The sequence below is a fragment of the Kiloniella sp. genome (genome assembly GCF_965205715.1).
In the GTDB taxonomy this organism is placed as follows: Bacteria; Pseudomonadota; Alphaproteobacteria; order Kiloniellales; family Kiloniellaceae; genus Kiloniella.
Genome location: NZ_CBDBHW010000001.1, coordinates 231,890 through 257,366 on the forward strand (window position 1 = coordinate 231,890; position 25,477 = coordinate 257,366).

6 protein-coding genes are annotated in these 25,477 nt (G+C 47.7%); 5 read left to right on the forward strand and 1 reads right to left on the reverse strand.

What is annotated here, in order from left to right; translation table 11 throughout:
- The first annotated feature begins 27 nt into the window (after positions 1 to 27).
- Complete coding sequence (locus ACOGW3_RS01270) at positions 28 to 2,331, forward strand: molybdopterin guanine dinucleotide-containing S/N-oxide reductase (protein ID WP_419901295.1); 2,304 nt, start codon at positions 28 to 30, stop codon at positions 2,329 to 2,331.
- Between the two features lie 12 nt (positions 2,332 to 2,343).
- Here the strand turns inward: ACOGW3_RS01270 and ACOGW3_RS01275 are convergent, their stop codons facing one another.
- Entirely contained in the window at positions 2,344 to 3,051 is a 708-nt protein-coding gene (locus ACOGW3_RS01275; protein ID WP_419901296.1) for a trypsin-like serine peptidase, read from the reverse strand.
- Between the two features lie 486 nt (positions 3,052 to 3,537).
- Here ACOGW3_RS01275 and ACOGW3_RS01280 point away from each other — a divergent pair, with 486 nt between their 5' ends.
- The 4 genes from ACOGW3_RS01280 to ACOGW3_RS01295 all read left to right on the forward strand — a co-directional run bounded on the left by ACOGW3_RS01280 (position 3,538) and on the right by ACOGW3_RS01295 (position 25,472).
- Positions 3,538 to 4,461, forward strand: coding sequence for an OmpA family protein (locus ACOGW3_RS01280; protein ID WP_419901297.1), 924 nt, complete (start codon positions 3,538 to 3,540; stop codon positions 4,459 to 4,461).
- Positions 4,462 to 4,878: 417 nt separating this feature from the next.
- The gene (locus tag ACOGW3_RS01285; RefSeq protein ID WP_419901298.1) at positions 4,879 to 9,951 is read left to right on the forward strand and encodes a hypothetical protein; all 5,073 of its coding nucleotides are present in this window, start codon (positions 4,879 to 4,881) and stop codon (positions 9,949 to 9,951) included.
- A gap of 103 nt (positions 9,952 to 10,054) precedes the next feature.
- Positions 10,055 to 10,489, forward strand: coding sequence for an IS200/IS605 family transposase (tnpA, locus tag ACOGW3_RS01290; protein WP_419901154.1), 435 nt, complete (start codon positions 10,055 to 10,057; stop codon positions 10,487 to 10,489).
- A 487-nt stretch (positions 10,490 to 10,976) separates the two neighbouring features.
- Positions 10,977 to 25,472 carry a beta strand repeat-containing protein gene (locus tag ACOGW3_RS01295; protein ID WP_419901299.1) on the forward strand — a complete coding sequence of 4,832 codons (14,496 nt, stop codon included), beginning with the start codon at positions 10,977 to 10,979 and terminating at the stop codon, positions 25,470 to 25,472.
- Positions 25,473 to 25,477: the final 5 nt, after the last annotated feature.

The window sequence follows — 25,477 nt, forward strand, 5'->3', positions numbered from 1 at the left end:
TGGATCTGAGAACTAGAGTACGATGTGATGGAAAAGGCTTTAACAGCTTCGCACTGGGGGACATATTTACTTTCTGTTGAAGATGACAGAATTAAAGCTGTGGAACCTCACGGAGCTGACCCAGACCCATCGCCCATTGGACAATCGTTTGTCGATGGTATCCAACATCCCTGCCGTGTAAAGAAGCCTGCCGTCCGCAAGAGTTATCTGGAACACGGTCCCGGAGTTGCCACAGAAAAACGCGGTTCTGAGCCTTTTGTCGAAATTGAGTGGGATCAGGCGTTTGAACTCGTCGCCAAGGAATTAGACAGGGTTCGACAAGACTTTGGCAATCAATCCATTTTTGCCGGATCTTATGGCTGGGCGAGTGCGGGGCGTTTCCATCATGCTCCCAGCCAGATACATCGTTTTATGAACTGTATTGGCGGTTACACAAAATCCGTCAATACCTATAGTTACGCAGCTTCTGAAGTTATCCTGCCGCACGTTGTTGGTTCAATGAGTTGGTTGCTGACCCAGCATACGTCCTGGCCAGTGCTTGAAAAACACTGTGAGTTAATGGTTATGTTTGGCGGGGCGGCACTTAAAACCGGGCAAATTAATGCAGGTGGAGTGGGGCGTCACTCTGCACGAGAGGGTCTTCTTCGGTGCAAAGAAGCGGGCACGAAGTTTGTAAATTTTAGCCCCATTCGTGATGATGTCGACGATGGCCTTGAGGCGATCCATCATAACCCCCGACCTAATACAGATGTCTCCATTATGTTGGCGTTGGCCTACACTCTTTATAGCCGAGGGTTGCATGATGAAGAATTCCTCGGGCGGTATTGTGTTGGGTTTGAGGAGTTTGTCCCTTATTTGACCGGCGAGATTGATGGTCAGCCTAAGGATACTGATTGGGCGGCAAAAATATCCGGCGTGGATGCTAAGATTATCCAAGGTCTTGCCCTGGAGATGGCAGGCAAGCGTACAATGGTAACCGCGAGTTGGTCTCTGCAAAGGGCTGACCATGGAGAGCAAGCGCATTGGATGTTGATTGTTCTTGCGGCAATGTTGGGGCAGATCGGTCTTCCGGGTGGTGGATTTGGGCTCGGTTATGCGGGCGTGAATGGTGTCGGTCATCAATTTAGAGAGTTCACCTGGGCGTCACTGGATCAAGGGGTAAATAACGTTACTGATTTCATTCCTGTCGCCCGAATCAGTGACTTGCTTTTCAAACCCGGCGAAACTTTTCAGTACAACGGCAAGTCCTATGTTTATCCAGACACCAAGGTTGTTTATTGGGCTGGGGGCAACCCTTTCCACCATCACCAAGACCTCAATCGTTTACTAAAGGCCTGGCAAAAGCCAGATAGCATTATCGTTCACGAGCAAACCTGGAATGCTTTGTCACGCCATGCCGATATCGTTTTGCCTGCAACAATGACTGCAGAACGAAATGATATTGTTAGCGCTAAACGTGATGAACACGTCTATGCCCTGAAGAAGGTGGTTGCCCCTATAGGGGAGGCCAAAAATGATTATGATATCTTTGGTGGTATCGCAGAGGTCATGGGAGAGCGGGCCCGGTTTACTGAAGGGCGGAGCGAGATGGAGTGGCTACGGTATTTACACACTCGAAACCGCCAACGCACGGCTTCTCTAAATATTGAAATGCCAGAGTTTGATGACTTTTGGGAACAGGGAGAATATGTTCTTCCAGATGGGAAAGACCTAGTCTTATTAGAAGATTTTCGGCTGTCCCCAGAAAGAAACCCTCTGCGGACAAAATCTGGAAAGATTGAAATCTTCTCTCGGCGTGTTGCTTCTTTCAAGCTTGAAAGCTGTCCTGGGCATCCGGTATGGCTCGAGCCAAAAGAATGGTTGGGGGCGGAGTTAGCTGAAAAATATCCACTTCATTTGATGTCTAATCAGCCGACAACCAGATTGCATAGTCAGTTTGATCATGGTCAAACCAGCCAAAAATCTAAAGTGTCAGGGCGCGAGGCGATTACCATGCACCCTGAAGATGCGCGAGAAAGAGGACTTTGTGCCGGGGATGTCGTCAGAGTTTATAACGATCGCGGGGCGACACTTGCCGGTTTGATAGTTGGTGAGAATGTCCAGCTTGGTGTCGTTCAATTGCCGACAGGTGCTTGGTATGATCCCTTGGAGCCCGGTGTCATCGGAAGCTTGGATAAGGCAGGGAATCCAAATGTGCTGACCCGAGATGAAGGATCTTCCGAGCTCGGGCAGGGACCGGTAGCTCACTCAACCTTGGTTGAAATTGAAAAGTACACTGGCGAAATTCCAGAGGTTACGATTTACACGCCCCCTGAAATTCACTCTGCCTGATATTTTATATGCTTAGGGACGATGACTAGAGCCCCAAGTTCTTTTCGCATTTTTTAAACTGGCGAAAACCCAGCTATCATTCCGTCTCGGGCTGTCGCTTTGAGTAAATACGGCAGAAGAAACCAGTTGATAAGAGCCGTTTTGGTAATAAATTGTCGGCAGAGAACGCTGTCGAACGTCCTGTCCACGGCAAGGAATGGCTCCCACACCTGGAATTATTTGCTTGGAAACTTTGCTTGAGCATCCGTTTGATAGCCGCACCGCATGTTCCCATCCGCTATGGTATCCAGCATTAAACATTTTTGCTGATCCTGACTTTAACTTTTGCCGCATACCTTTGTTAAGACCCTTAATTCCAAGCCAGCCAGTATGCTTCCCTAAGGGTTTGTTCAAAGTGATCAAAGCCCAATTGTTGGCAATGGATGCAAGGCTATCAGGTGCTTTGGGATTGTAGGCATCTGCAATCTCAACCCGGGAAATGTTAGAAGAGGCAATGTGCTTGTCATGCTGGTAACCTGCGCGGTAATGAAGTTCGCTTTCTTTCCACCAGCGTTTTTCAGCCTTATTGTATAGGCAATTAGCCTGTGTATAGAGGTGCTTTGTGCCGATCATCACCGCCGTACAGTAAGTCCTTCCGCCGACATTGAGCCTACCAATAGTGCTCCAGGGAAAAGTGTTCGCATTAACGGTCCCGTTATGTGTTGCTGCAAGATTATCCACGTTGGGGGCGCTTGGGATAATATTGTTTTTATAAAGCGAGGATGCTTGTGCCGAGGCCCCAGGGGTAAATAAGGCCAGAGAGGTGGTTACATATAAAAGCTTCCATAGGGAGGAAGGAGATGTATTTTTCCGTGGAGCAACAGGTAAACACTGGGTCATATAATTTGAAACTTCTGTACAATAATTAACTGAGTACGGAAGGTAGCAGGGCAATTGCTATAGAGGGTGTGACCTTTTTGGGTTCCTTAAGTTAACGGATTCTTAATACTTTCAGCGTCGAAGAATCCTTTTCTTTATGAGTGTTTACCTCCTGAAATCACTCTTAAAAGTTGTTGCAAAATCAGGTTTATTAACTATTCTGGTGTATATCTAGTAATGTTATCCTATAAATTGCTTTCAACGACTTGCTCTTAAGAGTTTGAAACGTTATAGGTATTACTGAAATTATTTCTGCTGTGGGTTGCAGCACTCATTAAGGGGTGGACAATGAAAACCAAAAGTTTTCTGTTCGGGGCTGTTGCGGCTGTGATCGCAGTTGCACCGGCAAATGCTGGACCGCTGGATGCAATATTCGGTGGTTTGTTTGATACTGACAGTGCTCAGGATCGTGAAGTTGAAGGTATCCAGTTCAGCAACGCGCTGTATGACGGGTATCTTGCTCTCTCAGAAGAGCGCGATGATAATTGGGATCTCGTAGACGCTGAACACTTTAACCACAAAGCACGCACTGCTGCGCGCCGTTCAAGTGTTCTTCCGGATGAGCCTGACGATCGCTGGTTGCGCGATGACCAAAAGCCACAGTTTGCCGATGCTCTTTTGCGTATGCGCAAAGCTTTTGACCGCGGTGGCCGTGTAGTTGCGCCACAGTTGGCTGCAAAAGCTCAAGTGAGCTATGACTGCTGGATCGAAGCGACTGAAGCAGGACGTTCTGTACAGTATCAGCCATCTACCCATGGTGAAGAATGTAAAGAAGCTTTCGAAGCCGCTATTAATGGTCTTGATGCGCTTGCAACATTCCAGTTGACTGATTTTCAGCCTTACCTAGCGCCTGTACCTGCTGCAGCTGAAGCGCCACAGGCGAGCTCTTTCCTTGTATACTTCAACTTTGATAGCACGGTTGCTACTGACGTTGGTCGTGCTTCCTTAGAAGAAGCTCTTGCTGCTGCGCAGTCAGATGACGGGACTACTGTTCGTCTGGTTGCTCATGCTGACCGTTCCGGCGGTGTTGATTACAACCAAGCTCTTTCTCAGCGTCGTCTGTCCGTTGTCATGGAAGCAATGGGTCGTTCCGGTGTTGATGTTGGACGTATCGTTCCTGATGCTGTTGGTGAGACCCAGTCTCTAATTCCAACCGAAGATGGTGTACGTGAGCCTGGTAACCGCGTCGTTGAAATCGACTTGGTTCCTTAAATCAAGACGCAATTTCAAAAATTTGGCAGCAATGCCATCTAAAAGCCCTGCCATTTTGGTGGGGCTTTTTTTTGTGAATTTTACCTCAGATTTCCTTCATATATGACCTTTGTAAAGGATTAGGAAAGGTTTCCTTAGTTCTTTGTTAGGGGCTTTGCCTTAATGATGGTGGGTAATTAGGGGATCTACTTATTGTAGTTTGATCGTAGACGGGGGTATTAACGATGAAATTATCTAAATTTTTAAAGACTCATACATATCAATGTAGTTATTTGAGCTTAAACGCTTGAGTTGAAACTATATCTCTTTAATATAACTTCCAAAGTTTATGCGCATTTTGCGCTGCCGAATAAACTGTGCCGAAACAAAAAGCGTCTGCAATGGGCGTACTAGATAGGAACCTTAAGGGGGATTCTAATGACTGATGATCTAACTCGTAATGATGGCGAAGCTCTGGCTGAAACTGTTGATATTAGTGTGAGCGGCGAAGCCGGGCGTGAAGCCTTGGTTGGTCAGGCTGCAGGGGCAATTGAAGTCTCGGCGCCGGGAGCTGGTGAAGAAGTTAATGTCTCCCTGGTAAAGGGTCAGACGGCCACTTTAATCTTTGATGCCGCAGCCGCGACTCCGTCGATAGTAGACGGAGATTTCGTTCTGACTTTCGGCGAAGACGGCGGTCGAATTATCTTTCTAAATCTGGTTGAAGAATCTCAAGGCGCTGATGCGCCTGTTCTCGTTATTGGCGGTGTGGAACTTTCAGCTGGATTGCTGATCGGTCAGGCACAGGCGCTTGCTGATGGCGAAACTCTCGAGACCGCAGCGGGCGCAGGTGCAGGCCCAGCTGGTGGTGGTGGTAGTACATACAGTGATGATCTCGGTAGTGCGATTGATCTCCTGAATGCACAGGGTGTTCTTGATCCGACAGAGCTTGAGTTCGGTTTGCTCGAAAACGGAGAAGATTTACCAGGAGTCCTTACCCTTAATATTGGCTTCGAGACAGAAATCGCAGGTACAGAAATCGACGGTGTTATCTATCAAGGCGGTTTTGAAGACTGGGATCATCGCCAGGATGATTGCGAAACAACACACTCTCCCATGGAGATCCTTGTCACTGTCGGCGGGGGCAATTTAGCCTCCCTAACCGTTGCCGGTCTGCCTGATGGATCAGTTTTCTTTGTTGGTAATCCTGTAAATGACGATGGCACCATCAACTTTGGTAATGCGATCGAGGCTCCGGGTGGAGTTGTTATTCTGACTGCTGCCCAGGTTGCAGAAGGCATCTTTGTACTGCCGCCATCAAATAGTGACGCAGACATGCCGCTTATCTTTACCGCGACAGGTACAGCAGGTGAAGCCCCTGTAGGTGGTACTTTTGTCGCGACAATTGACGCAGTTGTCGATCAGGCTGAGCTGAATATCGTCGATACTGATGGGCCTTCTGAAGAAAACAATCTCAGTGAAGTCGGTGATTTTGTTACAGTTTTTGATTCATGGTATCGTGGGGCAGACGTTGCGGCCGTATTCGATCCCGACAATCCTGAAAATTTATCCGAACTCAGTGATGACGCGCATGCAACGCCTGATGTTTCTATTCGGGCTTTGGCAAATGGCGGCTTTGTAGCTGTTTGGCAGGACCATATTGGTGAGGACGGAAGTGGTGGCGAAATAGTTCGTGCCCAAGTGTTTGGTGTCGATGGTGATCCACGCGGCGAGAGCTTTGTTGTTGATGGCGACGGCGGTAAGGGTACTCAATACCCGGACGTGGCTGCCCTTTCTGATGGCGGATTCGCAGTAACTTGGTTAGATGGTGGGGAAAAAGGCAGCAGTGACAACAGCCTTAACGTCAAGATTTATAACTACAATAGTGCTGATGAAGAATTAATTAGCATAGAGACGCCTAAAGAAGATGGTATTGATGATGTATATCTTGGTGAGCCTTCAATAACAGGCCTTCTCGATGGTGGCTTTGTCGTTGCTTGGCCTGCGGAACAGAATGCCGATGATTCTACTGTCGATGAAGACATTTATCTGCAACGCTTTAATAGTGATGGGACTCCCTTTAATGATGCTGGCCCTATCCGAATTGAAGCAGAGGGCGCTGATGATAGAGATCCGGATGTTGCAAGTTTAGCGGATGGTGGTTTCGTTGTTGTTTGGGAAAATTACGCTGAGGGCACAATCGAAGTCCGTCGTTTCGGCGCGGATTCTGATGGCTCAGATCCACTTACAGTAACTCTTGATGGTTTGGATCCCGAACTTGATAATGAAAATCCTGAAGTCACTGGATTGAGTAATGGTGGCTTTGCCATTGTATTTGAAACAGAAATTCTGGGCGAGGGTGAAGATCCTGATCAGGATGCGATTGAAATTCAGGTCTTTGATCAGAACAACACTAGAGTAGAAACTCTCACAATTGAAAATGGTGATGATGCGCACATAACATCTCTCGCAAACGGTGGTTTTGTTGTCGTTTGGCAAGATGATGAAAATGAAGTAATTCTCACACAACGTTTCAATGCCGACGGCCAGCCAATTGATGCCGATGGAAGTATTCTCGCTGCTATAGATCCTCAACCTGCAGGTGTTGCGGGTGAAGGTGACGGTGGTGGTGAAGGCGCCGAAGGTGATGATCCGCATGTAACGGGTGTGCCTTGCGACGATAACGGCGCGACGGTTACTTTTAATGAAGACAATGCCGAAGAAGGCTACAGTGACCAATCATTTGCATCTGTAAGTATTGATGCGTCAGGTGTCTCTCACGCAGACGTAAATCAAGATTATAACCTTGATTTCAGCGCGAAGATCGGTGAAGACCGCGATGGTTCAGAAGAGATCACAACAATTAAAATTGGTCTTGTTGATCAGCTTCTTGGTGAAGTAGAGCCTGAAGGTTCTAATCTTAGTGAAACCGACCCTAGGACTTTTGAACTGGTATCTGCGCCAGATGGGTCTCCTGATGGCAGTGTGCCCGATCAGGGGCAGGCTTATTTTGTAATCGGTGGCGAGCCCGTAACTGGAAATGTTGATACTGGTGAAGGCGAATTTGTCGAAAGTACTGTTCAGGTTTGGGCTGTTTGGGCTGAAATTGGTGGCGAACTTGATGCTGATGGCAACCCTGTTCTGTTTGCTGGTCTTGTTGATGCCACGGCAACAATTGAAAATGGCGAGCTAACTCTCGATTTTGATACCGAGACCAATGCTGGTATCCGCGTTTGGGAAGTATATCTCGACGGCAATATTCCAGAATCAGTTCTCATAACTCAGACGGATTATTCCGACCGCGATTCCTCTGGAAATCCTACGGTAACTGAATTTAATGTTAGACCGAATTTTGAATCTGATACCGATGCGTCTGGCTCTGTGCCGGATGGAACTGTACTCGAAGTCCGTCTGCCGCAACACGCAGATGATGATTTTGATGTAAATTACAGCGTCACAACACGTGATAATGCTCAAGATAACGAACTGCTCGACGAAACCGACGGCGACCTAAATAACAACGAAACAACTTCTACCGGTGTTCTTCATGTGAACATTGAGGCAATTGCTGATGGTGTCGTTCTCGAACGCGTTGGTTTTGACAGTCCTGACGTTGATTCTGAAGAATCAGAAGCCCCCGTCGATCCTCAAAATAGGGGTCTTATTGAAGGAGAGCTTTCTTCTGAAGATGGCACTGTAACTTTTGCTGAAGATGGGCAGAGCCAAGCTGTTAGCCATGGCGCGGATTCTGAAGGCGAGCCGCAGACTGAGCAACCGCTTGTTATAAATGTACACGCTGCGGCAGACATCATCGATAAGGATGGCTCCGAAGCTATTACCGAAATCGAAGTGAGACTTACTGGCGCTGATGACGGCGCGGTCTTTGTTGATAACAGAGGCGCTACTCCAGTAGAATTGGTTGATGGCGGTACAATTTCCTTTACCTTCGTTGATGCGAATGGGAACGACGTCACTGTTGATGGTGACATCGAAATTGATAATCACGTTCTAACAATCACATTTAACAATCCGGTGCTTGCTGGATCAGTAGATCTGACAAATCAGATTGCTGTACAGCATCCGCTCGATGATAGTGATGACTACAACGTAAACGTTAAATACACGACCACAGAGGTGAACCCCGAGGGCGAAGTGCACGAGCACTTTGAATCTCGCGAAACTGAAATTGACTACAATGTTGATATTACTGGCGTAGTTGGTCGTGCCGAAACTGATTTCGGTTATGACGATGCTGATGGTGAAGACGATGACTTTGTCGTCACGACCGATGCATCTGGTAACCAGACAGTCACTTACTCCGAAGATAATCAGAGTGATAAAGAGCTTCACGGTAGAGATGCCAGTGGTAACCTCCAGACTGAATCTACTTTGGTTGTGGATGTTAAGTACACTGCAGGTACCGAAGATGGTTCCGGTCAGCATGGTGAAGGCAACGGAACAAGCACAGCAATTGCTGATGCAGACAAATCTGAAGGTATTACTCAGATTGTTATCGATAAAAGCACGAGCGATGGCGCTTGGCTTTACGAACTTGAAAATGATGGAACTTTACCGCTTGGCGGAGGTTTTGCGACTGTAGCCGAAGTAGGCACAACTTTGGTTATTACCTTCGATGCGCCAGGGGTTCAGAATATTGATCTTTCTGGTGTCGTCGGTATTGTAATGCCACGTGATGACAGCACCGATTTTGATCTAACTGTAACGACCACGACTTCTGAATACGATGATGATGCGTTCTCTGATGCGGGCGTTTACGATGGAACCACAGCCGCTAATGGTACAATTGATACCAGCAGCACGGTTTCCATCGAAATCGTAGGCGTTGTTGGTCGTGCCGAAACCGATTTTGGATATGACGACGCTGTTGATGAAGCTGGCGAAGGCGCAGGCAGCCTAGGCTTTACCGTTAACGGTAACACGGTTACTTACTCGGAAGATCGTCAGTCAAGTGAAGAACTTCACGGTACCGATGCCAGCGGCAATTTCCAGGCTGAAACACTATTGCTTGTTGATGTTAAATACGCAGCAGGCACCGAAGATGGTTTTGGTCAGCATGGCGAAGGCAACGGAACAAGTACGGATGCTGCCGATGCGGACAAATCTGAAGGCATTACCCAAATTGTTCTCGACAAGGGCACAAGCCAGGGTGATTGGGTTTACACAACCTTCAATAATCCAAATGTAAATCTTGCCGAGGCAGCTGCCGAGGCTGCTCCATCTGATATTCTAATTACCATAGATGGTGCATATGCAGTTGTTAGTATGGATGGTGACAACCTTGTTCTAACTTTTGCGGCTCCTGGGATCCAGAATATCGATCTCTCCGGATTTATTGGAATTGAACACCCGGTTGACGACAGCACAGACTATGTTCTTGAGATTACAACCACTACATCTGAATACGATGACGATGCATTCCCAGGTGGTAGTTATGATGGTAGTGCTGCTACCGGAACAATTGATGCGGTTAGCAGTGTAAACATCGTAATTTAATCCGGTAAACCCCCGGCTATGCCGGGGGACTCTCAATGGTTTGACCGTTCCCACGGTCTTACATTTCTTTGTTTATTGACCAAAATAACAAAGGAATTAGCCGATGAGAGATTACAAAAGCCTTGCACATACGAGATGGGATTGTAAATACCACGTGGTTTTCATCCCTAAACGCAGGCAAAAAGTTATCTATGGCAACCTACGTCAGTATCTTGGTGAAATTTTCCATGAACTGGCCGGGCATCGCGAAAGTAAGATTGAGGAGGGCCATTTGATGCCGGATCACATTCACATGTGTATCAGCATACCGCCCAAACATGCTGTTTCAAAAGTCGTTGGATACCTAAAAGGAAAAAGCGCGATTGCCATAGCTCGAAAATTCAAAAATAAAGCACGGAATTTCAAGGGTGAAAATTTTTGGGCCCGTGGATATTTCGTCTCAACTGTAGGGCTCGATGAACAGATGGTGAGGGAGTATATCAGAACGCAAGAAGAGCGTGATAAGTACTTTGACCAAATGGATATATTCAATCCATAACCGCTTTAGCGGTTCCCAATTTGCCCCTTTAAGGGGCTCACCCGCTTAAGCCCCCGGCTTTGCCGGGGGTCATTTAACTGAAGGTGTCGCTGGTGCGGCTGAGAGCGGCTTTGATTATACCGACACGACTAGTTCCAGCGAAGGCAACGATTACGTCGTATATTCGGAAGATGATCAGTCGAGTTCCGATGATCATGGTGATGGTGCTGATGAAGACGGCCTAAGCATTTCTGTTGAGTATAAAGCATCTACTGAAGATGGTACCGGCCAGCATGGCGATGGTACTCCAGTTGTTGATGCGGATAAATCCGAAGGCATTGCGAAGATTGTTCTGAACAAAGGTGTCTCACACGGCGAGTGGGCTGTTGGTGATATCGCTATTCCACAAGAAGTCGTTGGTGTTGATGTAACACCTGTTGCAGCCACTGTTGGTGGTTACGATGCAACAGTATACCAAGATCTGAGCGGCAACCTTGTTATTGAATTTGTGAATCCTGTTCTTGTTCAATCTGTTGACCTCGACGGTTCGGTTTCAGTTGAACTGCCAATTGATGACAGTACAGACTTTACACTGACAGCGACGACAACAACTTACGAATACGATGATGACCAGCTCGATTCATCGAATACAGTTACAGGCTTGAACGCAGGTCTTGATCGTGATGATTTCGTCAGTGAGACTTCTACGTCCGACAGCATCGATATTGTTGTTGAAGGCGTTGTAGGTGAGGCCCGCGCTGATTTTGATCCGACAACACAGGTGAGCCCTGTTGCGGATGCACCAGGTGAAGGTCAGGATCCAGTAGCCGCGAACACTTTCTCAGAAGATGGTCGCAGTGATGTTGATGCTCATGGTGCAGGCGCGAGTGAAGCTCCGTTGGTTCTTTCCGTTAATTACGCGGCAGAAACAGAAGATGGCGTTGATCAAGATACGTCAGCTGAACCAGGCGAAGCCGTTGATAGCGATAACTCAGAGGGTATTACGAAGATCGTTCTGGATATGGGCGATAGTGATGGCCAGTGGGTTGCGCTTGGTCTAACTGGTCAGGATGGTTACTTCCTTGAAAATGCTCCAGAAGGTCGGGATGCAGAAGGAACAGTGTCATTCCCAGGTGGTGTGACAGCTGATTACTCCTTTAATGCGGCAGGTGATCTGGTTCTAACTTTTGATGACCCTGGTGTTCAGTCTATCGATCTTGATGGTGTTATCGGTGTTGAACTTCCAATCGATGATAGCTCTGACTTCACGATTACAGCGACAACCACTACATCTGAATACGATGATGATGCCGCTCCAGGTGCAACTCCGGTTGATACAACCGATACCGTTGATACTGTTGATATCGTTATCGAAGGTGTTGCCGGTGCCGCCGATGCAGGCTTTGACTTTGAGGGTACTGAGTATCCTCAAGGCGAAGGTCAGGGCGATGGCGACGGTGATGCCCCAGTTGGCAATGCATATGTAACCTTCTCTGAAGATGGAGAAAGTGATTCTGATGACCACGGTGATGGCGCAGATGAAGATGGTTTGAGTATTGCGGTTGCTTACGGTGCGAAGACAAAAGACGGTGCCGGTCAGGATGTTGCTTCTGACGACGCAGAGAATTCAGAAGGTATTGCTCGTATTACCCTTGATATGGGCGCTTCCGACGGTGCCTGGGCCATTGCCGGTCTGGGTAGCATTCCTGTTGTAACAGACAGTGACACAGATACAGGTGATGGCGGCCGTCCTGCGGTTGCACCAGCCAGCCCGGCTGCGGTGACTATCGATGGTCATGCGGCTCATGTATCCATTGATGCTCAGGGCGATTTGGTAATTGAATTTGATAATCCTGCTCTGGTTCAGTCCGTTGATTTGAACAGCTTTGTAACTGTTGAACTGCCAATTGATGACAGCTCTGACTTTACACTGACAGCGACGACAACAACATACGAATACGATGATGATCAGCTCGATTCATCGAATACAGTTACAGGCTTGAACGCAGGTCTTGGTCGTGATGATTTCGTCAGTGAAACTTCTACGTCCGACAGCATCGATATTGTTGTTGAAGGCGTTGTAGGTGAAGCCCGCGCTGATTTTGATCCGACAACACAAGTGAGCCCTGTTGCGGATGCTCCAGGTGAAGGTCAGGATCCAGTAGCCGCGAACACTTTCTCAGAAGATGGTCGCAGTGATGTTGATGCCCATGGTGCAGGCGCGAGTGAAGCTCCGTTGGTTCTTTCCGTTAACTACGCAGCAGAAACCGAAGATGGCGTTGATCAAGATACGTCAGCTGAACCAGGCGAAGCCGTTGATAGCGATAACTCAGAGGGTATTACGAAGATCGTTCTGGATATGGGCGATAGTGATGGCCAGTGGGTTGCGCTTGGTCTAACTGGCCAGGATGGTTATTTCCTTGAAGATGCTGCAGAAGGTCAGGACGCAGAAGGAACCGTCTCATTCCCAGGTGGTGTGACAGCTGATTATTCCTTTAATGCGGCAGGTGATCTGGTTCTAACTTTTGATGATCCTGGTGTTCAGTCCATCGATCTTGATGGTGTTATCGGTGTTGAACTTCCAATCGATGATAGCTATGACTTCACGATTACAGCGACAACCACCACATCAGAATACGATGATGATGCCGCTGCAGATGCAACTCCGGTTAATACAACCGATACCGTTGATACTGTTGATATTGTTATCGAAGGTGTTGCCGGTGCCGCCGATGCAGGCTTTGACTTTGCGGGTACTGAGTATCCTCAAGGCGAAGGTCAGGGCGATGGCGACGGTGATGCCCCCGTTGGCAATGCATATGTGACTTTCTCTGAAGATGGAGAAAGTGATTCTGATGACCACGGTGATGGCGCAGATGAAGATGGTTTGAGTATTGCTGTTGCTTACGGTGCGAAGACAAAAGACGGTGCCGGTCAGGATGTTGCTTCTGACGACGCAGAGAATTCAGAAGGTATTGCTCGTATTACTCTTGATATGGGCGCTTCCGACGGTGCCTGGGCCATTGCCGGTCTGGGTAGCATTCCAGTTGTAACAGACAGTGATACAGGTACAGGTGAAGGCGGCCGTCCTGCAGTTGCACCAGCCAGCCCGGCTGCGGTGACTATAGATGGTCATGCGGCTCATGTATCTATTGATGCTCAGGGCGATTTGGTTATTGAATTTGATAATCCTGCTCTGGTTCAGTCCGTCGATTTGAATAGTTTTGTAACTGTTGAACTTCCAATTGATGACAGCTCTGACTTTACACTGACAGCGACGACAACAACATACGAATACGATGATGACCAGCTCGATTCATCGAATACAGTTACAGGCTTGAACGCAGGTCTTGATCGTGATGATTTCGTTAGTGAGACTTCTACGTCCGACAGCATCGATATTATTGTTGAAGGGGTTGTTGGTGAAGCCAACATTGATCGCAGCGGTTTTGCTGGAGAAGATGGCTACCTCTCACATGAAGATGGAACCAACGTATATGTCTTCGAAGAAGATGATCAAAGTACTGTTGATAATGTAGATGCGGGTCCGCTAACAATTGCAACAGCCTTCAAAATTTCCACAGAAGATGGTGCGGGCCAAGACAGAAATGCTGATGGGTCTCCTAAAACTACCGGTGTAGATACTGATAAATCTGAAGCCATTACCAAAGTTGTTCTGACCATTGATGATAATGGTGAGCGTGACGGTGATGACGTTGGCACGACTGATGCGACTTTCGGGAATGCTGATGGAAGTGCTATTACTGCACCGGGAGTGACAATTTACGCCAACGCAGACGGTAGTATTGCCGATGGTCCAGGTACTGGTGTTACGTCGTTCTTTGCTAATGTTACTCTGGCTGCTGATGGTCAGACATTGACCATCGAGTTCGCTGATCTGGGTGATCCAGCTTCACCACAAATGCTTCAAAACCTAGACCTAGGTGGCCTGTTCACAGTTGTGAACCCACAGCATAGTGATCTGGATGTTAAGCTATCTGTTGAGGTGACAACATCTGAGTATGATGATGATGGCGACCAGCCAGTTACAACAACAACGAATAGTGACGAAATCGTTCTTCAGATTGACGCGATTGCAGATAAACCGCAAAACGTTTCAATTGAAGTTCTGGACAGCGCGGGTGATTCCGTTGGCACGCAAGAGCCGGGAGGAGCTTTCTGGAGCGACGAACCTGGTCAGGTTGATGTTGCCGCAACATTCCCGGATAACGATGGTAGTGAAAGCTTTACGATCACTGTTGATATTCCGGTTGGCTTTGACGTTACCAACGTAGACGCGACTTTGAATAACGGTAGCGAAACGATAACAGGTGTTCTATCTGGTGATGGGCGCTCTATCACATTTGATCTTGATACTGGCGATCTCGTAGGTAATGACGTTGATTTGACTTTTGAGATCAAGGCAAATGATGATCTCCCGAACGATCCTGGTGAAAGTGACGATCTTTCCGTATTCACGATCACTGCTGAAACTTCTGAAGGCGGTGTAACTGTTGCGACACTTGGAGACGCAAGTGACGACAGTGATGTCGTGATCGAAGACGCGCCAAACGTCGTTGGCAATAGCCCTGTCGAAATTCAGGTTAACTTCGCTGATGAAACTACCGATGCTCCGTTCCCAACTGAGACATATGCCTTCCCTGCAACCAAAGTATTGTCCAATCATGACATTACGGATGCTGATAGCAGCCATATGCAGAAAGCTGTTGTCACACTAGAGGACGCCAGTGAATATGAAATCACAATGTCAGCTGATTACGCTGGTAGCCTGACGGTAACTTTGATTGATGATAATACAGTTGAAATCAAGGGTATTGGCACCAAAGCTGACTATGAGGATGCTCTCCATAACATACAACTTGGTTGGGGTGGTTCAGATGAGCCAACTGATGAAGGCCCACTGAATATTAGCGTTCAAGTCCTGGATGCTGTTGTTGACAGTAGCGGTAATCAAGTTACTGACGGTAATGGTGATAACTGGAGTGAAGTAACTACAACAACAGTGGATATCCACTTCAAACCAAAAGCGCTAGACGATGATCTTGGTTCTGCTGCGCACAACAAAGCGCAAGATATCAACAGCGGCCTTGATTTTGCGATTGCTGCATTGCTTGGCAATGACAGTGACGGTGATGCCGAGCCAACAGATCTAAGTGGCCACACCGTTGAAATTCTTACTGGTACAGGTCCAACAGACAGTAATGCTTCCGGTACTCTCTATCGTACCGATAATTCAGGTCTAAGCCCTGTTGAAGTTGCCGTGGGAACTGTTGTTGTTAATGGCGATGGAACCTTCACAGTTACCTTGAATCCTGATTTGGATTATGTGGGTGAAGTACATTTCGCTTACAAATTGATCGATGATGCCGAAGGTACATTTGATCTGGCGAAAGTTACTCTGGATCTGACGAACGCTAACCCAGAGTTGGTTGTTGACGCAGATGGTGGTGACATTGTCGAGAACTCCAGCGTACCTGTTGCTTTGACTGGTGCGATTACTTGGGGTGATGCAGACGATCACGATGATTTGGCTGAAGACAAAGCGAACGATCATATCGATCCTGCTTCATCTGAGGCGGCTGAAGGTGGTCTGACAATTACGGTCAATTCACTTACGAGTACAAACCCTGATGAGAGCGGCAGCGTCGATGGCGCGATTGCAACGGGTGCAGGCAATGATGGTGAAACTCTGGTCACAATCGAAGGTGCATACGGTACCCTCGTGATCAATGAAGCTGGAACTTATAGCTACACACCATTCACATCTGTTGATCACACGGCAGTTGATGATACAGGCGATAGCCTGACAGATAGCTTTGAAATTACAGTCCAAGACGATCATGGTGGTTTCAAAACTCTGCCATTGGCCTTTGATGTATTGGACGGTCAAGCCACAGTTGCTGTGAGCACAATTGACGGCTCAGTCCAAGAATCTGATCTGGATGCAAACTTTAATTCTGGTACTGAAACCGGATCGAATGCAGCTGGTACTGACACTACTGCGAACGGTACTTTCGATGTAACGCTTGCTGGTGATGCTCTTGGAGTTGTTCAGGTTCAAGGTGATGCGGGTTTTGTTACAATCAACACTGGTGCGGCTGGAGTACCTGCGACGACTATCGTCGAAGGTGAGCTTGGTACTCTTACTGTTACAGAGCTAGACGGTGCTTACTCCTGGTCTTATGAGCTGAAAGAAAACTCAACCGATCATAGTGATCCTGACAATGTTGGTTCTGCTGATACTGTAACCGATGACTTCAACGTTCGCGTTGCAGATTTCGATGATGATGTAACTAATTCTCCATCAGTTCCATTCTCTATAACTATTGGTGATGATGGCCCAACTGCTGATACCGCTTCTATCTCATTGGAAGTTGACGAAGCTGGAATCCCTGATGACGATAGCAGTACTATCTTCTTCACCGAAGGTGCTGATGGTATTACGAGTTTTGCCTTTGAGCTATCAGATGGCTTAACGCAACCAAGTGATGCCAATCTTGATGAATCCCTAACTTGGGATATGACGAGTGACACCGTTTGGACGGCAACAGATGGTCAAGGCAACCTTGTTCTGACCCTGACACTTGTTCCTGGTGCCGGTAATTCTTCAGTTTCAGTTGAGGTTGACCTCAACGATGAGCTTGAGCACGTAGTTGGTACTGACCTCGTTACCTTCACTGGTGTTAACGTCGTTGCCACAGATGCCGATGGTGATGAAACCTCTCCGGTACCTGTTACAATCACTGTTGATGATGATGGCCCAACCGTCGGTATCGGCGCTACTTCTGCTGTTGATACGGATTATGTAGAAGCTGGCGGCACAGTAGATGGAACCTGGACATACGATTTTGGTGCTGATGATGGCGCTGATGCAACGGTTCAAGTTACTGTTGAGGGATCAACACTAACACTTCCGCTTGTGGCTGGTGAAAATAATGAAGTTGAATTCACTACGGATGAAGGCGTCCTGACTGTAAGACAAGATGGTACATGGACGTTCGTTGCAACCAATCCAGCTGATGAAAATTCAGGTAACCCAGATGTTGCGTTTGAGGTTACGGTTACGGACGCTGATGGCGATAGTGTTTCTCATGAGCACAACATCAATGTTCTGACCAAACCGACGATTACCTTTACCGATGATGATCTGAACGTTGAAGGCAATCAGGCTGTTATCCTAGAAGACACACCTAGAACTGTAACCGCAACGGTTGCTGCTTCCGGGGATGACTTGCTGGCAACGGTAACCATCACGGGTCTCGATGATAGTCAGATCACAACTGTTACAGTTGGTGGTGTTGATTACACAGCAGATATTATCGCGGGTACTCTTACACTTGATGTTAGCGATCTTGGTAATGTCGCCTCCGTTGATGTTGTGATCTCGGTTGATCCATCTTCACAAAGCGATGTTGATATCGGTGACGTTACGATCTCTGCAACTGCAGGCGAACCTGATCCCGCTGCTGCTGGCACCTTCCTGAACACAATTTCTTCTGATACCGGCAGCATTACTCTGGTCGTTGATGCAGTCGTTGATGGTTCTGAAGTAACGCAGGCATCTGGTGTTGAAGGTAGTGATAACGGTCCTATTGGCCTCGGCCTTTCCATTGCCCTTGGTGGTGATTCGACAACGAGTGCTGCTGCACTTGACGATGGTAGTGCCGGTTTTGAATCACAGGGTGATGCCGATCTCGATGGATCTGAGAAGATTACCGAAGTTAAAATCGTTCTAAGCCACGGTTCTCTGGTTGATGGTGCGGATGCTGCTATCGGTGTAGAAGGCCCAGATGGCACTTGGACAATCGATACTTCCGGTATGGATTACTCTGCTGTTCAGACAATGGTTTCAGGTCTACAGGTTGTTCCTGTTCCGGGCTTCGATGGTACTGTTGATGTTGATGTCTATACGACAACGACAGATGCAAACCTCACCCCAGGTGATGCTGAGCCTATTACAGCGAACAACACAGATAACGATGCCTATGTCGGTACTTTCTCTGTTGAAGTGAACGACACGACGCCGACAACAAAAAATACTGCCATTGGGGTCGATGAGTCTGAAGGTAACCAATACTCTGCTGAAAAAAGAATTGATCAGGCAGCCCATAGTGTCGGAGTTACTGCGGGTCAAGATACTGTTGCTGCAGCATTTGCTGCTGATGAGCCTGTACCTGGTGTTAATCTCGCTGATCTTACTTTCGTTAGTGAGGGGTATCGTCCTCATGGGAATAGGGTTGATCTCAAAGACGATGGGGGTGCACTTTCTACCGTCAAATTTGCGGATTATAATAATACTCCGGCTGATAATAGATCGACTGGCACACCAGACGATTTAAGCACTAGCGATGGCCAGGCGATTACGCTTGTAACTTCCGATAGCGATCCAAGTGTTGTTTACGGTATGGCCGGTGGTGATATTGCATTTGTAGCAACAATTGCATTGAACTCTGCAGGAACTGGATATGAGATTTATGTCAAACAGTTCTTGGCAATTGAAAACCATGACACGAATAATGCTAATGAGGATTCTCTCGTAGATCTTGGTATCATTGTCGTGGATAACGATGGAACAGAAAGTGCACCTGCAAATCTGACTATTCAATTCCGTGACGATGGACCATCTGTCGAAATCGATAATGCTGGAACCGAAACTGAAAGTGTAGTTTCTGGCGGTACAGCCGATGGAACATGGACTTACGACTTCGGTGTTGATGATGGTACTGGTGCCACGGTTGAAATCATTGTTGATGGAGCTTCACAAACACTGGCGGCGGGTAACTTTGTTACTTTCGACATTTCAGGAAAAGGTATTCTAACCGTTGATTCTGATGGCACCTGGAGCTTCGCAGCTTCTGCAACACCATCGACTGCAACGGCTAATCCTGACTTCTCATTCGATGTGAAGGTCACAGATGCCGATGGTGATAGCGAAACTGCTACACACAACATCGATATCACTTCCCCACCGGTAATCGTCTTCACTGGCGGTGTTAACGCCGCGGGTAATCAGGCTGTTATCAAGGAAGATAGCGTCGATAATGAAATCACAGCCACGGTTACTGCTGTCGGTGATGACCTTCTTTCAGGCCTTCTTGTTACAGGCCTGGATGATAGTCAGATTACTTCAATCAAGGTTGATGGGGTTGAGTTCAACCACTTAGTTGCTGGTGGAGAACTTTCTCTCGATGCTATGTATCTTGGTTTCGGTCCATCTTGGGAAGTTGTGATTACTATCAATCCGGACGCCCAGAGCGATGTTGATCTTTCCAATCTGTCTATCACAGCGACAGCGCAAGAGCCAACAGCACTGACAACTTCCACTTCTGCACCGGCAACGGTTGCGATTGTTGTTGATGCTGTGGCTGATGCTGCAACAGATCTCGATGCTGTTGCTGATCCGGGAACACCGGTAGAGAAAACATCCGTTGATGTCGATCTCACCGCGACCTTTGCTGATGCAACAGATGGTTCTGAGGCTCATGAGTACTTGGTTGAGGTTCAAGCGCCGTTTACTTCTGCTGGCTTCACCACGGTAGATGTGACAGCAGCAAATGCAGCTGACTATCCGGGTGTTACACACGGTACTTACATTGTTGTGGACGCTGATAGCATTAATTCTGTCACTCTGAACGTTGGTAACGTGACAGAGGACGAGACTTATGTTCTGGATGTCTATGCGATCAGTCGTGAGGAAGTTCCTGCGGGTAGCGGTAACGAAGATGATCTAAGCGATAACATCGCAGTCGTTTCAACAACGGTATCTGTCACTGTAAACGACGGTGTTCCATCTGTTATTAGTGCTACAGGTACGAACCTTGGTCTTACCGAGGTTGGTCTGGACGCTGCTAATGATGTTGAAACTGCAACGGTGACCTTTGATCAGGGAACTGACGGTATTGATAGCGTTACACTTGGTCTGGCTACGGGTCTGACAGCACCATCAGTATCCAACCTTGATGAGACCCTTACATGGTCTCAGCTGGTACCATCTGGTGACTGGCAGGCACGTGATGCAGAGGGCAATCTGCTATTGACTGTTCAGGTGTCTGATACAGTAGTAGCTGGCGATGTTGTTGCCACTGTTACGGCGACCCTGTCTGACGAATTCAAACATCTTGTATCTACAGACAGCCTTGAAATCACAGGTTTCGAAGTTGTTGCTGACGAAGGTACTGTTGATGGGGATACAGTGGCTCAGGCCATTACCATCACTGTGGCTGATGACACACCGGATGCTGATGATGATGTCAATAGCGTCACTGAAGACACTGTCCTTACTACAACAGGCAATGTTCTGAACAACGATGACGTTGGCGAAGACGTTGTTGAGGGTGGTCAGGCTGAAGTAACCTGGACTGATGGTGGTACAACTACCGAGACTGGCTATGCGCAGGAAATTGCTGGTGATCACGGTACACTCTTTGTAAATGCTGATGGCACTTACAAATACGTGCTGGATAACACAGATCCTGAGGTTCAGGCTCTGTCTGCACCTCCGGCTTCTGGTACAGTATCTTACGATACGACACTGACCGAGACCTTCAGCTACAATCAGAACGATAATGACGGTGACCAGTCTCCTGCAGATCTGGTAATCACGATTAACGGTAATGATGATATCGTAACCATCACAGGAACTGCTGATCTCGGAGATTCAGACGCGGTTGTTGATGAAGCACAAATCAGTGACAGTGATAGTGACACCTTTGTTGTTACCGCCGTTGACGGTCTGGCTTCCATCACTATCGATGGTGTGACGGTTGATCTATCCAATGTTGCTGGTGATAACTCTGATGATCAGACAATTACCACAGGCCAGTACGGTACCCTCGTTATTACATCTGTAATTCTCACCGATGCCGATGCGGGTCAGTGGACTGTTTCCTATCGTTACGAATTGGACGAAAACACAACCGATCACTCTGTACAGGGTACAGACTCAGTCTTCGACAGCTTTGCGCTGACGGCAACGGATGTTGATGGCTCACCAGCTACGGGTACATTGAATGTAGAAGTTATTGATGATGTTCCAACGACAACTATTACAGGTGCGGGACCGTTCGTAGAGGGCGCTGCAAGTCAACCATCTGGTTCTTGGACGCACGACTTCGGTGCTGACGATGCTTCCCCTGCCAAAGTGGAAATCATCGTTGATGGTGAAGTACAAGTGATTGATGTTACTGGCACAACGGATGAAGTCGAATTCGTTCTCGACGGCCGCGGTACATTGACTGTAAAAGCAGACCATACGTGGACATTTGATCCGGATACTTCTGGTGATCATGGCTTTGATGCGGTTTCGGCAAAAACAATTGCTGAAGTAGAGCAAAACCTTGTTGGGCAACCACAGACAATTGACCGTGCTGACTTCTTTGAAAATGCAGCGGGCAATGGTGTTGTAACCATCACAGGGCTCGTCGGTAGTGTTTATACCGATGCTCCAGAATACAATGATGCGTTTGAGTTCTCTCTCCTAGAGGGTGAAGTGCTGCGTGTTGATGGGGCGGCTCATAGCTCTCTCGAGTTGATGGTCTTCGATGCTGATAATAATCCAATTCCTGGTGCCTCAATTGTTGGTGGCGTTCTTGAGTTCACCGTACCAGAATCTGGTGATTATCAGGTTCGTTACACCGGGGATGAAGATCCCTCTACAGGCAATGTTACCTTCTCAACAGAAGTGACCATTGTTCCTGCAGCTGATTTAACCTTCACTGTTCAGGTTACCGACGAAGACGGCGATGTTGCCACGGCAACTGAGACCTTCGATATCGTTGGCAAGCCAACAATCGTTATCACTAACGGCGGTGACGTTGATGTAACCGGCGGTCAGGCGGTCTTCAAAGAAGACAGTGTTGATCAGACGGTAACGGCGACCGTAAATACAGACGGTGATGATGTTCTCACCGAGATAACTCTCGGCGGATTTGGTCCTACTCAGGCATACACAGTTACTATTGGTGGGGTTGAAAGTGCCCCATTGACTGGTCCTGTTATCCTAACAGCACCTGATTTCCCTGCTGGTAGCTCCAGTGTTGAGATCACTATCACAACAACCCCGGATCCTCAGTCTGATGTTGATCTCGGCGATCTCACAGTAACGGCAAAAGCAACCGACCCGAATGCGGGTGGTAGCAGCCAGTCTTCTGCTGAAGTAACAGTTATTGTCGATGCGGTTGCGGATGCAGCTACTGGCTTGAATGCAGTTGCTGATCCGGGTACGCCAGTAGAGAAAACTTCGGTTGATGTTGATCTCACGGCGACCTTTGCGGATGCAACGGATGGCTCTGAAGCTCATGAATATCTCGTAGAAGTTTCTGCTCCATTCTCTGCAGATGCAGGTTTCAGCACTGTAACTGTTGATGGAACGAATGCTGCTGATTATCCCGGCGTAACACCGGGAACATACATTCTTGTCGATGCAGATACGATCTCAAGCGTGACCTTGGATGTTGGGAATGTTACCGAAGACGAGACTTACGTTCTGGATGTTTATGCAATCAGTCGTGAGGTGGGTACGGATACAGCAGGTAGTGGCGTAGAAGACGATCTAACCGATAATATCGAGGTTGTTCCGACAACCGTATCCATTACCGTTAACGACGGTGTCCCATCTATTATTAGTGCTACAGGTACTAATATTGGCCTTACTGAGGTTGGCCTGGACGTTGCTGATGACGTTGAAACTGCAACTGTGACGTTTGATCCGGGAACTGATGGTATCGATAGTGTTACTCTTGGTCTGGCAACGGGTTTTGCAGTACCAGTAGTCGTCGGTGTTGATGAACCACTGAGTTGGGATCAAACTGTTGGTGGTGAGTGGGAAGCTCGTGATGCTGATGACAACCTCTTATTGACTGTTTCTGTATCTGATACAGAAGTTGGCGGTAACGTTGTTGCCACTGTTACGGCAACACTATCTGACGAGTTTAAGCATCTCGCATCTACGGACAGCCTTGAAATCACTGGCTTTGAAGTCGTTGCTGATGAAGGTGTTGTCGATGGAGATACGGTGGCTCAGGCCATCACCATCACCGTTACGGATGATAGCCCTGTTGCTAAGTCCGATGTTGACAGTGTTGCAGAACTGAGCAGTACAACAGGTAATGTGATTGCTGGTGTTGGTTCTGATGGTGCTGATATTGCTGGTGCTGATAGCGGCATCACAGTTATCGGTGCTGAGAAGGGTGTTGTAGGCTCTCAGGCTAGTTTGCCGGCCTCTATTGCCGGTGATTACGGAACACTAGCTCTCGGATCAGATGGTACTTACACCTATACGCAGACTGTTGTTGTCAGTGAAGACAAGTCAGATGTGTTTACCTACACAATTGAAGATGCTGATGGTGACACATCCACCACAACATTGACGATCAACGTTGTTAACAACACGGATATTCCAACGCTTGATGTCAGCAATGGTTCTGTTGATGAAGCCGGGCTTTCCACAGGTAGCACGCCAAGTGCTACGAGTGAGTTCACTGGTCCACAAGACCTTGGTATTGATGCCAATGGTGAGACGTTCACAATCAGTGTTGGTGGAGTTGCTGTTATTGGAAATGGCCAGGTCGTTATAGGTACCCACGGTAACCTGACGATCAACCTTGATGGTACTTACTCTTACGAGCTTACTTCTGCGCTTAATCACGATACGACGACACCGAGCGATATCTTTGCGATCAGTGTTGTTGATGCGACAGGTGATGAAGTTACAGGTAACATCACAATCAGCATTACAGACGATGGCCCGATTGCTAAGTCTGACATTGACAGTGTTGCCGAGCTTGGCAGTACAACAGGTAATGTGATTTCTGGTGTTGGCGATGCTGATAGCGCTCTGTTGGCAGATACAGAAGGAGCTGATGGCGGTATTACCGTTATTGGGGCGGCTAAAGGAGATGTTGGAGATCAATCCATCCTTCCAGCTTCTATCACAGGTGATTTTGGAACGTTGGTTCTTGGCTCCGGTGGTACTTACACCTATACGCAGACTGTTGTTGTCAGTGAAGACAAGTCCGATGTGTTTACCTACACAATTGAAGACGCTGATGGTGAAATCTCTACTACGACATTGACGATCAACATTGTTAACAACACGGATATTCCAACGCTTGATGTCAGCAATGGTTCTGTTGATGAAGCCGGACTTTCTACAGGCAGCACACCAAGTGCTACGAGTGAGTTCACTGGTCCACAAGACCTTGGTATTGACGCCAATGGTGAGACTTTCACAATCAGTGTTGGTGGAGTTGTTGTTATTGGAAATGGCCAGGTCGTTATAGGTACCCACGGTAACCTGACGATCAACCTTGATGGTACTTACTCTTACGAGCTTACTTCTGCGCTTAATCACGATACGACGACACCGAGCGATATCTTTACGATCAGTGTTGTTGATGCGACAGGTGATGAAGTTACAGGTAACATCACAATCAGCATTACAGACGATGGCCCGATTGCTAAGTCTGACATTGACAGTGTTGCCGAGCTTGGCAGTACAACAGGTAATGTGATTTCTGGTGTTGGCGATGCTGATAGCGCTCTGTTGGCAGATACAGAAGGAGCTGATGGCGGTATTACCGTTGTTGGGGCGGCTAAAGGAGATGTTGGAGATCAATCCATCCTTCCAGCTTCTATCACAGGTGATTTTGGAACACTGGCTCTCGGATCAGATGGTACTTACACCTATACACAGACAGTTGCAGTCAGTGAAGACAAGTCCGATGTGTTTACCTACACAATTGAAGATGTTGATGGTGAAATCTCTACTACGACATTGACGATCAACGTTGTTAACAACACGGATATTCCACGCTTGATGTCAGCAATGGTTCTGTTGATGAAGCCGGGCTTTCCACAGGTAGCACGCCAAGTGCTACGAGTGAGTTCACTGGTCCACAAGACCTTGGTATTGATGCCAATGGTGAGACGTTCACAATCAGTGTTGGTGGAGTTGCTGTTATTGGAAATGGCCAGGTCGTTATAGGTACC

Coding starts and splice junctions, on each gene's coding strand:
- ACOGW3_RS01280 (WP_419901297.1), top strand. CDS start 3,538: ATGAAAACCAAAAGTTTTCTGTTCGGGGCTGTTGCGGCTGTGATCGCA.
- ACOGW3_RS01270 (WP_419901295.1), top strand. CDS start 28: ATGGAAAAGGCTTTAACAGCTTCGCACTGGGGGACATATTTACTTTCT.
- ACOGW3_RS01285 (WP_419901298.1), top strand. CDS start 4,879: ATGACTGATGATCTAACTCGTAATGATGGCGAAGCTCTGGCTGAAACT.
- tnpA (WP_419901154.1), top strand. CDS start 10,055: ATGAGAGATTACAAAAGCCTTGCACATACGAGATGGGATTGTAAATAC.